Origin of the sequence: Bacillus xiamenensis, from assembly GCF_001857925.1 — a bacterium.
Classification (GTDB): domain Bacteria; phylum Bacillota; class Bacilli; order Bacillales; family Bacillaceae; genus Bacillus; species Bacillus xiamenensis.
In genome coordinates, this window is sequence record NZ_CP017786.1 from 1,365,313 (window position 1) to 1,379,559 (window position 14,247).

Genomic DNA, 14,247 nt, shown 5'->3' on the forward strand with positions numbered 1-14,247 from the left:
CTTTTCAGCGTGACATGAAAACCTTTGCAGTCTAGGTAGGACGAGTACCGGCGCGGAGCGAATTCAAGATTCGTGAGCACCGGCACGCAGGACTGACAAAGAATGCGAGGGTTTGTCTACACGCTGAGGCTTAGGAATGCTCCTAAGCCTTTCTTTTTATGGCTTTAAGGTGACCTTTATACAATCATCCTGTTTCTCGTTGAATATGTCATACGCATGAGCGGCATTATCTGACAGCTCTCACACGCATCTCCACCTTTCACTCAAGTCAACTTTTATATAGCTTCACCTTGAATGGATGGATCATGCATATGATCAGGATGATCTGTCACAGAAGGAAAAACGAAAAAGCCCGCCGATCCATTCGGCAGGCTTTTGATGACAGCTATGTAACGTGTGATACAACTATTCTGTTTCTACAAAATACACATCATAATGAGCGAATGTCTCCCGATCGATCATCAGGTTCTGTTCCTGTATAAAATAAGGACACATACTTGGATTTTGTGCTTCTTGAAACTGTTCATACACCTGATCAATATCCCCAGGGAGCAGCAACATCAAAAATTTATTTGAATGAGACACTAATTCATACGAGTGAACGGTATTCGGAGGAATATAAGCAAAATCACCCGGCATCAGGCAAATATCCTCTCCGTTTAACTGAAGATTCATTCTGCCTTCAACACAATAAATTGCTTCTGTATGAACTTGATGATAATGCGGCCGGAAACCTTTTCCCTCTGTCCCTTCAATCACAAAATGACTGAATCTGCCTCCTGTTGTTTCTGTTGTCGCAATCAGCTCATGAAGCTGACCTTCGACAATGTATTGCTTCCCTTCACCAGCCTCTAATACATAGGGCTGCACTGCGCGAGGGAGCTGACTATGAAACAAAACGGCTGGCTTGGTTGTATTAGACAGCTCTCTAATGCCATGCATCAGCATGAGATCGTTCTCTTTTTCAGCCTGCTGAAAGGCGTCTGCATCAAATGCATAATCGGTCATCGGCCATTCATTCTGCAAACCCCGCTTGCCAATTTGCTGATAGACATCTGTCATTTGTCCGCCCAATGTATATGAAATAAACCTTGTTTTGTGACTATGCATTCTGTAGCCATGTATTGTTTTGGGCGGAATATGAATATAATCGAAGGCGGTCACCATATATTTTTTACCGTCAAGCATCACTTCAAGCTTACCTTCCAGCACAAAAACGGTTTCAAACAATGCCTCGTGACAATGCAAGGGAAAGTAAGCACCTTTACCGCCTGTGATTAAGGCAAGCTCAAACAGTTGATTCGTTTGATTTGCTTCTGCCAGCACATGCACAAGCTGATTTCCCAGCCCATACAGCTCCCCTGAACCAGACACGGTATAAAAAAAGGTACCTTCGGATTGCTTGATCGATTGTGGTTGCTCCGACATCCCATCACTCCTCATGACTAATTGACTATCTTTATTATATAGACCAATTGATATAATAGATAGACAATATGCGAGAGATTTTACTCTGCTCGCATAAATAAGTGTCTAAGGTAGCATTTTACGTGCTCTAAAGGTGTCGTTTGTTTGAGTGCAGTGGTCATCGATAAACCACCAATGACCATTGAATGAAGAAGGGATGCCAGTTCATCCGCCTTTGCTTCTTCATATCCGCTATTCATCAATTTTTCTTTGACAAGCTCTTGCCAGCGGATCATTTCTTGTTTGCATGCAGCATGAAGCTGTGTATGCTCAGGCTTTGACTCAGCTGCCAGCAAGACAATCGGAATGCCTCTTTCGTTTTCTTTCTCCTCAAATCCCTTGATGATGTTGGTCATAAAGCGATCGATGGCGATATAGGGGTCATCTGAATAGGCAAAGCTTTCTTCAATTTGATTGATGACCTTTTGACTAATATATTCAACGGCTGCTATGGCTAGCTCTTCTTTTCCATTTGGAAAGTAATAATAAAGAGATCCTTTCGGCGTGCCGCTCTCTCGAATGATTTGATTCAACCCTGTCGCATGATACCCCTGTTTACGTAAAAGAAGTGCGGCCGTTTGAATGATTTTGTCTTTCGTACTCACGTATGACACTCCTTTCCTCCATAGACCAACGGCGATTTCACCGTATTATTGATTCAGTAATTGATGAGTGCCTTTCCATATTGAGGATGATTCCATCTCTGACGCCAGTCTGAGCAGCCAGTCCTCTTTTCCTTTTGGAGCTGTCACCTGAACCCCTAAAGGCATGCCTGCCTCTGTGAGATGAACTGGAACACTCATAGATGGCTGTCCGGTGAGGTTGGCAAGCTGTGTAAATGGGGTGTAGGTCAAACTCTTTAGGAACATCTCATAAATCAAATCCTGCTGTGCTTGCATTGAAAGCTCTGACACACGTAACAGTGCGGCTATTTCCTGATCGGTATGCATAAGCTCACCAACCTTTGGAGCTGAATAGGCAGTAGCTGGTGTCACATAAAGATCGTAGGTTTGATGAAATGCGGCCATTTGTGCAGCAGCCATATCCCATGCATCAAGACTTTCTGTATAAGCGGCAGCCGTCACATTCTTTCCAGCCTCCGCCAGCACCCATGCCACAATGTCTGTTTCCTCCGGCTTCACAGAACGCCCTAATGAGCGAGCTAATGAGGTAAATAATGCAGACATTTCTCCGCTGTTCATGATGTAATATTGCTGCATCAGATGGACACCATCAATGTCCGGCTTCATTTCCTCTAGTTGATGCCCTTGTTCACTCAGCCATTTCACTGTTTTTAAGACCGCCTGCTTCGCTTCCTCACTGACCTGCGTACCAACTGGAGAGTCTACACTGTAAGCAATTCGCATAGAAGATGTGCGTTTCACAAGGTCCTCCTGATAGCTGCCGTCATATAACGGGGTTTGGAAAGCAGCTTCTGGCTGAATAACCTGAAGCAGATCAAGAAGTGCTGCACTGTCTCGAACGGTCTTTGTGAGCGTAAAGTCAATGGAAGCCCCTTGCCACTGTCTACCTGCACCCGGACCTACTGGCGTTCTCCCCCGTGTTGGCTTGAGTCCAAACAAACCAGTAAACGATGCCGGGATACGAATGGACCCGCCGCCATCACTCGCTCCCCCCGCAGGTACGATCCCGCTTGCCACAGCTGCAGCCGTCCCGCCGCTTGAACCGCCCGGAGAATACGCAACATCCCACGGGTTTCTCGTTGGACCATACAAGGCGGGTTCAGTCACATTTCTCAAACCGAATTCTGGTGTGTTGGTATGACCGATCATGAGAAATCCCGCCTGCTTCAATCGATGAACAAAATGGGAATCCGTTTTCGCCTTAGCCTCCTTTAACACTGCAGCACCTGCTGTCAGCGGTTCATTGGCCAGCCCTTGCGATATATTTTTCAGCACAAATGGCACACCTGCAAATGGCTGATGCTGCTGTAATGGCTGGATGTCTTTTAACACTTGATCCTGTCTCGTCCGAATCACCGTATTTAGCGCTGGATTGACTTCTTCTAATCTAGCAAATGCAGCTTGTACAAGTTCTTCGGGTGCGACCTCTTTTTTCCGTACAAGTGCTGCAAGTCCCGTCGCATCATACGTCATATACTCTTTTACGTTCATCGGCATTGTCCTTCTTTCTCTTATTATGTCTCTCTATTGTCTACTAGAATTCTATGAATTTCAATTTCGACATACTTGTCAAAAAACTTTCTGTCCAGACTATAATTCTTCTAACGATCTATCTCATTTCTCCGATATAATAGAGGAAAACAGACGGAGGTCATCTCGTATGCAAGGAGCCATTGCCTTGAAAAAGAATATATTCGTGGTCATCGCGTTTCTTCTTGCTTTGACAACTGCTTTGCCCCTCCATTCGCAGGCAGCTGCACCGCCAAAAGAAACAGATGTCATCATCGTCTATAAAAATCAAAAAGGAAAACAAACTGCGATTCAAGAAAGTGAAAAAGTGAACGCTCAGTACATACACCTTCCAGCTGTAGCGGTGACAGCAAATGAACAAGCTGTCACCTCACTTAAAAAAGACCCAAACATCGCTTATGTCTCAAAAAATGTGAAGGTCAAACTCGCTTCTTCTACCGTGAAAAAAACCGCTGCTGCCATTGGTCAGGATGTGTTGGTACAAAAATCTTACAACCTGCAAAAGCTCAATATTAAGCAAGCGATCAAAGAAGGCGTGACAGGGAAAAATGTCAAAGTAGCCGTCCTCGATACTGGAATTTTCCCACATGAAGATTTAAAGATCGCCGGCGGTAAATCATTCGTCGATTACACGTCCTCATATAAAGATGATGAAGGACATGGCACTCATGTCGCCGGCACGATTGGGGCACTCAATAATGATTATGGTACAGTCGGTGTCGCTTCTGATGTGAAGCTGTATGCGGTGAAAGTGTTAGATAAAAAAGGAGAAGGCGACCTATACAGCCTGCTACGAGGCATTGATTGGGCGATTAGCAATAAGATGGACATCATCAACCTTAGCTTAGGCTTTGAAGATAATATCCCCATCTTGCATTCAGCAGTTGATGAAGCATATAAAAAAGGACTACTGGTGGTCGCTGCCAGCGGAAATGATGGGAAGAAAAATGCGATTAGCTACCCTGCCGCTTACAGTAGCGTCATTGCCGTTTCCGCAACAACTGACAAAGACAAACTCGCGGCGATTTCCAATACAGGAAAAGAAATTGAATTTTCCGCCCCTGGCGAGAACGTCATCAGCACCTATTTAAAAAATGAATATTGGTATGCAACGGGTACATCACAAGCTGTACCGCATGTCACAGGGATGCTTGCGCTGTTAAAACAGCTGCATCCGAAGAAAACAAATGTACAGCTTCGCACCTTATTACGCAGCTATACAGTGGATCTTGGCGCGAAAGGGAAAGATTCACAATTCGGCTATGGCCGCGTGCAATATGTTCCCCAATCAACCTTTTTAAAAGCTGCGACCAGTGCGGTCAAGACTGCTGAAACATCTAAAAAACAGGCAGATGTCGATCAAGCCAAAACGAGAATCGGCCGACTCACTGCAAGCAAACAAAAAACAGCACTCACAGAACGGGTGAAAAAAGTCCAAGCAAACATTGATATCCGTTCCGCCCGTGCAAAGGTCAAAACAGCTGAAAAAAACAAAACGCAGAGCTCGATTAAAAGCGCCCAAACGGCCATTAACAAGCTAAACAAAGGCAAAGAAAAAACAAGCCTGCAAAACCGACTCGACAAAGTCAAAAAACAAGTCGCTTATCAAAAGAAAGTGACAGATGCCAAACAAAAAGTAAAAAAAGCTGAAGCCAAACGAACAAAGAAAACAAAAGCAACAGCTCAAAGTGCAGTCAAACAACTAAAAGCATCTAAAACGAAAACCGATTTACAAAAACGGTTAAATCGTATCAAGGTCTGACAAAAAAACGATTCCTCGCTTAAAGGAATCGTTTTTTTATTTTAGAATCGGTTCAAACAAAGTGTGATGGTATCTTCCTTCGGCATCTGATCTCAATCGACCTAGTATACGCTCTAATGAACCGATGACATCACTTAGTGCTTGATGGACCGAACCATTTTCAAAAGAAGCTAAACTCTCCGGCAATTCCTCTTCATCCAAAACAAAGACATCACCATTTGGGAGAACGAGAAGGTCAATCATCAAATCGTTAAAAATGACCATCTGATCTTTGAACTGCGTATTTCTGACGATATTCAAATAGGAGCCAAGTTCATTGCCTTGATCATCTCTCCAAAAATATACATTGTAAGGCCGGTCCGTCCAATAATAGGCGGTCGTATAGCTCCCTTTTGGGATCGTGACAGCACCATCACCAGCAATCATTGTAAACGGGTCTTGAATTTTATGAAACAAGACGACTTGCTGCTCCTGTGCGTCTAACAGCTGACAAGTATGTTCCACAACCTCATCATCGTATTTGATTTTTCTCTCGATTACGTCATCCCAAGAATCTGCATGTAGCCGAAACAATGTGTCACAACCCCTTCAGCATCTACTTCTTATTCCAGTATACACTGATTTCCTTTGAAGAAATAAAGGTTAACTGCTGCTGTTGATGGAAGACATATGCTGAGGTGAAAATAAATGAACGGGATCACAATCATCGAAACCGTAGCAGAGCTTGGACAAATCATGTTGGTTTTTTGCGGCTATGCCCTTTACTGGCGGCTTGTGAAAACGAAAAGAGAAAGAAAGCTGACCGTTTATGAACATGTGTTGAAATTTTTTGTCATGTTTGGTTTAATCTCATGGTGCTTATCGTATATGGTACTGAACGTATGGGTGTCATGAGAAAAAGGAAGAGCCTCGTCCATGCAGGACATGCTCTTCCTTTTCTTATACGGCGTATTATGAGCCAGCCGGCTGTTCTTTTTTGATCACATACTGATAGCTCTTTACATGCGTTCCATTTTGATTCACAAATTCCTTATCAAGTGCCCGCTCAAAGCCCATTCTTTCATATAAACGAATGGCGGCCTGCATTTTATCCGATGTATGAAGGTACAGGACGTTCTCGCCCCACGATTGCGTGATTTCAATACTTTTACGTAACAATGACTCCGCGATTCCTTTTCCTCTCACATCAGGATCTACCCCTAAAAACCGGACAATTGCGGAAGTAATGCCCATTTCAGGCTTGTCATACGCTTGTTCAGATGACCGAAACATTTGAAGGGTTCCCACAACCTTCCCCTCAAACTCCGCCACAAGCATAAGCTCCATGTTTGGGTTATCCACAGCCGCTCGCAATGCCGCAGAATAATTTTGCCAGCCTTCCTCTGTAAATTGAGGCTCATACTGTGCGTATGATTTGATTAATACGTGTCTAATCGCCTCATGATCTTCTCTCACTGCTTCACGTATGATCAGCTCTTGCTGCTCCATAACAGCACCTCCTATTGTCTATTGAAGGATATACGTATCATGCAATCACTGCATGCCGATGATCTTGTTTTCAATCTCTACTCATTCAATGTAAAGAGTCTCAATCGAAAGATCAATCATTTTGCACGAAATCCGATTTGGACATTTTTCATTGAAAAGAAACGACGTATTCATTATGCTGATTTGAGGACATATACGAGGAGGGTCATTATATGAATACTTTATCTTATCCCCAAGAATCGAAAAAAAATCGGTTCCTCCTTGCCGCGCTGCTTGGCTCTTTAACAGCCCTTGCACCGCTGGCAATGGATATGTATTTACCTGCTTTACCTAATATCGCGCGGGATTTTGAAGCCAGCACGGCGCTGTCTCAGTTAAGTCTCATGGCTTGTTTGATTGGACTGGCGCTTGGGCAGCTGATTGCCGGCCCAATCAGTGATACGGTCGGCAGAAGAAAGCCGCTGATGATCGGATTAATCATTTTTATTGCGGCCTCTCTTTTATGTACAGTGGTCACATCCATTTGGACATTCATTCTTTTAAGACTGATTCAAGGGCTCGCTGGTTCAGCTGGCATTGTCATCGCACGAGCCATCGTGCGAGATCATTATGAAGGATCAGAGATGACGAAGTTCTTTGCTCTGCTCATGTTAGTCAACGGGGTTGCCCCGGCAGCCGCACCTATCGTGGGCGGACAAATTTTACGATTCACAACATGGCAGGGTGTGTTTGTTCTACTAGGAATCCTTGGGGCATTGATGCTCCTAAGATCAATGTTTTCACTGAAAGAAAGCTTACCTGTGGAACGCAGACAGACTGGAGGCTTTCAACAGATTATCGGTGCGATGAAAATTCTAGCGAGTGATCGACTCTTTGTTGGCTATGCTCTCTCACAAGGTCTTGTCTTCGCCGCCATGTTTGCGTATATCTCTGGATCACCGTTTGTACTGCAGGAGATTTTCAACCTTTCTCCTCAAGGCTTCAGCGCTGCCTTTGCAATCAATAGTCTTGGGATTATCACAGCTGGACAAGTATTTGCTCGAGTCGCTGCGAAAATTGGTGAGGAGAAAGTCCTTCGCATTGGATTACTGACAGCTGCTTTAGGGGGCGTCACCTTGTTTTTGATGATCTCTATTGATGCAGGGATGTATGGCATTCTCATCCCATTGTTTTTTGTGGTGTCAAGCGTTGGGATTGTCGGTACTTCTGCTCCCTCCCTTGCCATGCAGCATCATGGTGCGCATGCTGGAAGTGCGGCCGCCCTCATCGGTGTAGCGCAAATGCTTTTAGGCGCATGCATGACACCTCTTGTCGGACTAGCCGGAAGCCAGACTGCCTTTCCAATGGGGCTGATTATTATGCTCTGTGATGTTGGCGCACTTTGCTGTTATATCTTCTTTGTAGCCCGAGCGAAAAAAAGACCCGCATAAGCGGGTTTTTTTGGCTTCGTGATGGCGAGCTACCAATTGATGATGCGGAAAACGTTGGACTGATCGTTTGTATGATATGCATCTAAGTCAAAGCCTGATAAACCAAAACCAAGAGCAGCTACAAAACCACCTACAATGGTGAAAATGATGCCCCATGTGATGCATTTTTTCTTTAAGTCATTCACCTTCATATTCTCACGACCTTCTTTCTAAACATCCCCATGAATGCCTTACTGGTTTGGACCGTCATGTGCGTGAATAGCTTTGTTAAATACACTGTGGCAATACCGCATAATAACCCTACACCTAAAAGAAGAATACCAAGCCCAAACTGCGTCACCGCCACATGCAAACCGTCCTGATAGATAAACGGAGTACCAATGATGCTCCAACATCCTCCAAGCAGGCCAGACAGCGTCAATGCACCCGTCACAAGGGGAATGCACCAAATCACCATGTACACAGAAAGAATAAGCAGGATCACTGCAGCTAGAATACTTCCCCATAAAGGAAAGCCTAAAATGAGGATCGAGAACCTCGTCGCCTTTTCTCCAAATGTAGGCACTTCTACGGTTTTCATTCCTTGTTCCTTCATAATGCCTTCAGCAATGATTGCAGGATGCCCTACTTGATGAACCGCTTCCTGTTCACTGTACCCATCTTCCTGATAATCCTCGATCATTTCATCGTAATATTCGATAAACCGCTCACTTTCTTTTTCGCCCAGACGATGCAGATGCTTCTCTAAGCTGCTTAGGAACTCTTTTTTATTCATTGCTCTGTCCTCCAGAAATAAAGTCGTAAATCTCCATCACCTGGTCCCATTCATCTAAAAATTGCGCGATATGCTCCCGTCCGCTCTTTGTCATCCGGTAGTATTTTCTTAACCGGCTGTTATGTTCCTGTGAATAGGTCTCCACATAATTGTTTTGTTCTAACCGCTTTAATATCGGATATAATGTCGACTCGGACATCTCAATACAATGAGATATATCTTTAATGATTTGATAACCATAGGAATCGCCTTTCTTTAATACCGCCAGTACACAAAACTCCAATAAGCCTTTTTTTAGTTGTGCATTCATGTTTACAACTCCTAACCATTTATACTATACATTACATAGTATGATGTGACAAGAGGTATCTTTCCCAACTTCTCACACGCAACATACCTATAAAGTTTCATGCAGGAAGTATCTCTTTTTTCAAGGCTTCACCTGATCAAGATAAATCTAGCGTGTGTCTATTGTAGACAACAAACATAAACAAGAACGAATATTAATAAATTAGGAAAAAACCAATTTATTCTCTTTATTTTAAAGGGATATGTTGAATTGCATGGAATTAAAAAGTGAATTCAACATGGCTTATCCTTATTTTAATCATACTAAGTTTTACGAAAACTCAACTCGAAAAAAAGTGATGAGAACGGCTGGAAGTGGAAAATTCTTTTCAACTCAACCAATACCGGCTAGTTGTAGACCTTAAAAAAGAGGAGTGATGATCTTGAATAGAGCGTTGAGCAATTACCTCACGTTAGTTATTACATTAACTTTATGTTATACCGTGTATTTGTTCATCTTCAAACAACCTTTTACCATTACACCCATCATCCTGTTTGTGGTGGGAGCGGCCATTGCTGAGTGTATACGCTTTTTCGTTCTGAAAAGTAACGAGAAGAAAGAGGATACCCTAAAAAAATAGTCACTTAAACATAAGATCACTCGACATATGAAAAGACACCCCCACTTTATAGTGGATGTGTCTTTTTTTACTTTTTATATATTCACAAATCCTTCTCCAAACACATCCCGCACGTCATGGACAACAACGAATGCATCTCGATCAATTTTCTTAATAATTTTCTTTAGACGCATAAGCTCTTGTTTTTGAATGACTGCATAAAGAATTTCCTTTGATTCCTTTGAATAATGACCGCGTCCATTTAAGATCGTCACGCCTCGGTCAAGGGTGTGGTTGATTTCTTCCGCAATATCATCTTTACATGAAGAAATAATCGTGACCGCCTTTTTCGTGTTGAGCCCTTCAATGACGAAGTCCATCACCTTTGTGGCCACGTACAGCATCACTATCGTAAACATTAGTTTTTCCGCACCAATAATAAAATAGGAAGCAAAGACAACGATTAGATCAAAAAACAAGATGGCATAGCTCACGTTCCAGTCTAAATATTTGTTGGCCATTCGCCCAAGAATAGCGGAACCCGCCGTTGTTCCGCCTACTCTTAATACAAGACCAATTCCAATTCCGATAATGATTCCCGCGAAAATAGCACCAATGATCAATTCATGTACATGTACCACCCATGTAGTGGTCAAGTGTAAAAATAGGGAGTTACTTGCGACAGCTACCACTGTGTAGATCGTGGTCTTCTTGTCCAAGTATTTATACCCCACAAGTAATAAGATCGCATTCAACACAAGGTTCGTCAGCCACGGTGCAATCTCAAACAAATAATAAAAAATGATGGACAACCCTGTTACACCGCCTTCACCAAATTCAAGCGGAATGACAAACATGTTTACTGCTGCAGCGAATAAAAAAGAACCGACTAGAATCATGGCAATATCTTTTACACATTTTTTCAATTTCTTCTTTCCTCCTTTTTTAAGCATATAAAAAACCCTCTTTCTGCACGAAAGAAGACAGTCGTTGGACAACATAAAATCAAAAGACGGCGCCTTTTGATGAAGCTTTCTGAAATGAACCTTTCCATAATATATATCTCTTTTTAGAGGCTGTCAATGACTTGTTTTTCTATTATTTTGACTGCATGTTTATGCACTGAAATCCGCATGTTTTCAGGGTTTTTACGCCCTCATATGCTTTTTCCTCTCCTTGACAAAAACACTTTAGTCATTTAAACTACCGCCTCATATCCTATCCATTATTTCCGATCTAAAAAGGAGGCTGTTCAATTCATATGAACCCTATTCAAAGCCGATTACAGGCTCACGCACCTTTAATTTTAGACGGTGCACTTGCAACGGAGCTTGAACGAAAGGGCTGTAATTTAAACGACAGTTTATGGTCAGCCAAAATCCTCATTGAACAGCCAGAATTGATTCAGCAAGTACACTTGGACTACTTCCAAGCAGGTGCTGACTGTGCCACAACAGCCAGCTACCAAACGACAATTGATGGCTTCGCTGAAAAAGGCTATACAAAAGAAGAAGCCATTGCATTAATGAAACGATCTGTCACTTTAGCGAAAGAAGCATGCGAACTGTTTTGGCAGGATGAAACACGTCGTGAGGGGCGCACAAAACCATTTGTCGCTGGATCAGTAGGACCATTCGGCGCTTATTTATCTGATGGTTCAGAATATAAGGGAAATTACAGGCTGTCAGAGCAGGCACTCATTGATTTTCACAGACCAAGAATTCAGGCATTAGTAGAGGCTGGTGCAGATATTCTCGCATGTGAAACCATTCCTTGCCTGATTGAAGCAACGGCTATCGCAAAGCTACTTCAGGATGAATTCAGCGGTGTATATGCATGGATCACGTTTAGCGCAAAGGATGATCTGCACATTAGTGAGGGAGATTTGCTGAAAGACTGTGTACAAGCACTTGAGCCATATGAGCAGATCGCTGCTGTTGGCGTAAACTGTACACCGCCTCAATTTATTTCTTCTCTCATTCAAGAGATGAAAAAAGGGACGAGCAAACCAATTGTGGTGTATCCGAACTCAGGGGAATTATATGACCCTAAAGAAAAGGTATGGAGCGGAGATACGTCCCACCGTACGTTTGGAGAATGTGCGCATCAGTGGTACAAAGACGGCGCACAAATCATCGGCGGCTGCTGCCGGACGACACCAGAAGATATTACGGACATCTTAAAACAGGCAACATCGTAGCACCATGAATCAACACACATACTTCTAAGCAAAAGGGCGGGAAGACATGGAACAAGCAAAAGATCAGTCACAACAATATCAACGAAAAATGACGAGCCGGCACCTATTCATGCTTTCTTTAGGGGGCGTGATTGGTACAGGACTCTTTTTAAGCTCAGGATACACCATTCATCAGGCCGGACCTGCGGGAACGATTCTGGCTTATCTTGTTGGGGCATTAATTGTGTATCTTGTGATGCTCTGTTTAGGTGAACTGTCTGTCGCAATGCCGGTTACCGGGGCGTTTCATACGTATGCAACAAAATACATTGGGCCTGGTACGGGGTATACAGTCGCTTGGCTTTACTGGCTGACATGGACAGTGGCACTTGGTTCTGAATTTACAGCAGCTGGACTTTTAATGCAGCGCTGGTTCCCAGACACATCGGTTTGGATGTGGAGTGGTGTTTTTGCGCTTCTCATCTTTTTACTCAATGCATTTACAGTCAAGTTCTTTGCAGAATCCGAATTTTGGTTTTCTAGCATTAAAGTCATGGCCATTATTCTCTTTATTATCCTTGGCGGAGCTGCGATGTTTGGCTTGATACCATTAAAAGGCGGTGAGGCCGCTCCGTTCTTTTCTAACTTCACTGGAGATGGCGGACTTTTCCCAAACGGCTTTTTACCGATCTTCATGACGATGCTCGCCGTCAATTTTGCTTTTTCCGGTACGGAGTTGATCGGGATTGCTGCGGGTGAAAGCGTCAATCCAGATGAGACCATTCCTCGGGCGATTCGGACGACGGTGCTGCGCCTTGTTCTGTTTTTCGTCGGAACGATCGTGGTCTTAGCTGGCTTAATTCCTGTAGAAGAAGCAGGGGTGATCAAAAGTCCATTTGTCGTGGTATTTGACCGCATCGGTATTCCTTATGCGGCGGATTTCATGAATTTTGTCATTCTGACGGCGATCTTATCTGCCGCAAACTCAGGACTATACGCCTCATCCCGCATGCTCTGGTCACTTTCTGAGGAACGGACACTTCCAAAGAAACTAGCGAAATTGACACCAAAGGGAATTCCTTTGAATGCACTTATTTTAAGTATGATCGGCGGTATCCTCTCTTTGCTATCAAGTGTGATCGCACCAGAAACGGTGTATCTTGTCCTTGTTTCCATCTCTGGACTCGCCGTTGTTGTGGTGTGGATGGGGATTGCTGCTTCCCAGTTCATGTTTCGCAAAAGATTTTTACAGGAAGGCGGACAGCTTCATGATTTATCTTTCCGAACCCCGCTCTATCCAGTGGTTCCGATTGCTGCCTTCCTCCTGTGCCTTGCATCTGTGATCGGCATTGCCTTTGATCCAAATCAGCGGATTGCCCTCATCTGCGGCATTCCTTTCATCGCGCTTTGCTATGCTGCATATTACGTGACGGCTTGGATTCGCAAACAACGAGAAGAATCTGGTGTATAACACCAGGTTTTTTGTTTTGCTGCAAAAGGGTTTTGCAACAAAAAAACGACAAGGCTTCAGCCAAGTCGTCTCTCCCAGTATATTAGTTACGCAATGTATACGCCAAATGGTATACACTTGTCACATTTGAAGATAGCGTGATGTCGTTTGAAGTGAAAGTCACTGGAACGATATCGTAGTAATGTGTAGACCAGCCTGCATTATTATATGTACGGTAGCCTGCACCAGAAGGAACTTGAATCGTCAGTGAAAATTGTCCATTCTCATCCGTTGTGCCTGTCGCTGTTTGAGCCAATGATTTGATTGCTGCTTCAAAATAAAGCTGGATTGGCTGATTGGCCATGAGGTTTCCGTTCGTATCTTTTAGTGTTCCTTTAAAAGTAGCCGGATAATATGAACCCACTCGATATTTACTGCCAGAACCGTAATTGACCATACCACCGTCTGCTGCTGTGACACCTGTTACTTGAACGGATGCTGGTACTGCTTCTGTTTCCTCTGCATGTGCAAAGGTTGGGAAGACGAGAAGTAATGATAGAAAGAAAGCAAACATGATTTTTTTCATTGATAAATCCTCCTTTTTTTTCCTACTT

At 43.5% G+C, this 14,247-nt stretch carries 15 protein-coding genes; 5 read left to right on the forward strand and 10 right to left on the reverse strand.

The annotated features are described in order from the left end of the window. Positions 1-405: 405 nt before the first annotated feature. The 3 genes from BK049_RS06780 to BK049_RS06790 all read right to left on the reverse strand — a co-directional run bounded on the left by BK049_RS06780 (position 406) and on the right by BK049_RS06790 (position 3,602). Positions 406-1,428: a quercetin 2,3-dioxygenase gene (locus tag BK049_RS06780; RefSeq protein WP_071168164.1), complete on the reverse strand. Its 1,023-nt coding sequence runs from the start codon at positions 1,426-1,428 to the stop codon at positions 406-408. Between the two features lie 80 nt (positions 1,429-1,508). Further along, positions 1,509-2,072, reverse strand: coding sequence for a TetR/AcrR family transcriptional regulator (locus tag BK049_RS06785; protein ID WP_008358229.1), 564 nt, complete (start codon positions 2,070-2,072; stop codon positions 1,509-1,511). Positions 2,073-2,117: 45 nt separating this feature from the next. After that, positions 2,118-3,602 (reverse strand): amidase, encoded by a 1,485-nt coding sequence (locus BK049_RS06790; RefSeq protein ID WP_034738989.1) that lies wholly within the window; start codon positions 3,600-3,602, stop codon positions 2,118-2,120. Positions 3,603-3,771: 169 nt separating this feature from the next. Between BK049_RS06790 and BK049_RS06795 the strand changes: the two genes are divergently transcribed. Then, a complete protein-coding gene (locus BK049_RS06795; protein ID WP_071168165.1) occupies positions 3,772-5,403 on the forward strand; it encodes a S8 family peptidase in 1,632 nt (543 codons plus the stop codon). Positions 5,404-5,439: 36 nt separating this feature from the next. Here the strand turns inward: BK049_RS06795 and BK049_RS06800 are convergent, their stop codons facing one another. Continuing rightward, on the reverse strand, positions 5,440-5,976 hold the full coding sequence (locus tag BK049_RS06800) for a ribonuclease FAU-1 family protein (RefSeq protein ID WP_008358226.1): 537 nt from the start codon (positions 5,974-5,976) through the stop codon (positions 5,440-5,442). Between the two features lie 114 nt (positions 5,977-6,090). Here BK049_RS06800 and BK049_RS06805 point away from each other — a divergent pair, with 114 nt between their 5' ends. Continuing rightward, complete coding sequence (locus tag BK049_RS06805; RefSeq protein WP_008358225.1) at positions 6,091-6,297, forward strand: hypothetical protein; 207 nt, start codon at positions 6,091-6,093, stop codon at positions 6,295-6,297. A 57-nt stretch (positions 6,298-6,354) separates the two neighbouring features. On the opposite strand, the gene BK049_RS06810 is transcribed toward BK049_RS06805, so the two are convergent. Further along, positions 6,355-6,891 carry a GNAT family N-acetyltransferase gene (locus tag BK049_RS06810; RefSeq protein WP_071168166.1) on the reverse strand — a complete coding sequence of 179 codons (537 nt, stop codon included), beginning with the start codon at positions 6,889-6,891 and terminating at the stop codon, positions 6,355-6,357. A gap of 212 nt (positions 6,892-7,103) precedes the next feature. Between BK049_RS06810 and BK049_RS06815 the strand changes: the two genes are divergently transcribed. Further along, positions 7,104-8,321, forward strand: coding sequence for a multidrug effflux MFS transporter (locus tag BK049_RS06815; RefSeq protein ID WP_071168167.1), 1,218 nt, complete (start codon positions 7,104-7,106; stop codon positions 8,319-8,321). Between the two features lie 29 nt (positions 8,322-8,350). Here BK049_RS06815 and BK049_RS19485 read toward each other — a convergent pair whose 3' ends face one another. The 4 genes from BK049_RS19485 to BK049_RS06835 form a co-directional block, all read right to left on the reverse strand. After that, entirely contained in the window at positions 8,351-8,512 is a 162-nt protein-coding gene (locus tag BK049_RS19485) for a hypothetical protein (RefSeq protein WP_167358858.1), read from the reverse strand. Continuing rightward, positions 8,509-9,096 carry a DUF1700 domain-containing protein gene (locus BK049_RS06820; RefSeq protein WP_071168168.1) on the reverse strand — a complete coding sequence of 196 codons (588 nt, stop codon included), beginning with the start codon at positions 9,094-9,096 and terminating at the stop codon, positions 8,509-8,511. Before BK049_RS06820 ends, BK049_RS19485 begins: the two co-directional genes overlap by 4 nt. Then, positions 9,089-9,406 carry a PadR family transcriptional regulator gene (locus BK049_RS06825; protein ID WP_008358220.1) on the reverse strand — a complete coding sequence of 106 codons (318 nt, stop codon included), beginning with the start codon at positions 9,404-9,406 and terminating at the stop codon, positions 9,089-9,091. Before BK049_RS06825 ends, BK049_RS06820 begins: the two co-directional genes overlap by 8 nt. Positions 9,407-10,099: 693 nt before the next feature. Then, complete coding sequence (locus tag BK049_RS06835) at positions 10,100-10,930, reverse strand: YitT family protein (RefSeq protein WP_008358218.1); 831 nt, start codon at positions 10,928-10,930, stop codon at positions 10,100-10,102. A 335-nt stretch (positions 10,931-11,265) separates the two neighbouring features. On the opposite strand from BK049_RS06835, the gene mmuM reads away from it, so the two are divergent. Both mmuM and mmuP read left to right on the forward strand, forming a co-directional pair. Continuing rightward, on the forward strand, positions 11,266-12,204 hold the full coding sequence (gene mmuM / locus BK049_RS06840; RefSeq protein WP_071168169.1) for a homocysteine S-methyltransferase: 939 nt from the start codon (positions 11,266-11,268) through the stop codon (positions 12,202-12,204). A gap of 46 nt (positions 12,205-12,250) precedes the next feature. Then, complete coding sequence (gene mmuP / locus BK049_RS06845; protein ID WP_008358216.1) at positions 12,251-13,654, forward strand: S-methylmethionine permease; 1,404 nt, start codon at positions 12,251-12,253, stop codon at positions 13,652-13,654. 82 nt (positions 13,655-13,736) lie between these two features. Here mmuP and BK049_RS06850 read toward each other — a convergent pair whose 3' ends face one another. After that, positions 13,737-14,219, reverse strand: coding sequence for an Ig-like domain-containing protein (locus BK049_RS06850; RefSeq protein WP_008358215.1), 483 nt, complete (start codon positions 14,217-14,219; stop codon positions 13,737-13,739). Positions 14,220-14,247 lie beyond the last annotated feature (28 nt).

Coding starts and splice junctions, on each gene's coding strand:
- BK049_RS19485 (WP_167358858.1), bottom strand. CDS start 8,512: ATGAAGGTGAATGACTTAAAGAAAAAATGCATCACATGGGGCATCATT.
- BK049_RS06850 (WP_008358215.1), bottom strand. CDS start 14,219: ATGAAAAAAATCATGTTTGCTTTCTTTCTATCATTACTTCTCGTCTTC.
- BK049_RS06820 (WP_071168168.1), bottom strand. CDS start 9,096: ATGAATAAAAAAGAGTTCCTAAGCAGCTTAGAGAAGCATCTGCATCGT.
- BK049_RS06795 (WP_071168165.1), top strand. CDS start 3,772: ATGCAAGGAGCCATTGCCTTGAAAAAGAATATATTCGTGGTCATCGCG.
- mmuP (WP_008358216.1), top strand. CDS start 12,251: ATGGAACAAGCAAAAGATCAGTCACAACAATATCAACGAAAAATGACG.
- BK049_RS06815 (WP_071168167.1), top strand. CDS start 7,104: ATGAATACTTTATCTTATCCCCAAGAATCGAAAAAAAATCGGTTCCTC.
- mmuM (WP_071168169.1), top strand. CDS start 11,266: ATGAACCCTATTCAAAGCCGATTACAGGCTCACGCACCTTTAATTTTA.
- BK049_RS06825 (WP_008358220.1), bottom strand. CDS start 9,406: ATGAATGCACAACTAAAAAAAGGCTTATTGGAGTTTTGTGTACTGGCG.
- BK049_RS06780 (WP_071168164.1), bottom strand. CDS start 1,428: ATGTCGGAGCAACCACAATCGATCAAGCAATCCGAAGGTACCTTTTTT.
- BK049_RS06790 (WP_034738989.1), bottom strand. CDS start 3,602: ATGAACGTAAAAGAGTATATGACGTATGATGCGACGGGACTTGCAGCA.
- BK049_RS06810 (WP_071168166.1), bottom strand. CDS start 6,891: ATGGAGCAGCAAGAGCTGATCATACGTGAAGCAGTGAGAGAAGATCAT.
- BK049_RS06805 (WP_008358225.1), top strand. CDS start 6,091: ATGAACGGGATCACAATCATCGAAACCGTAGCAGAGCTTGGACAAATC.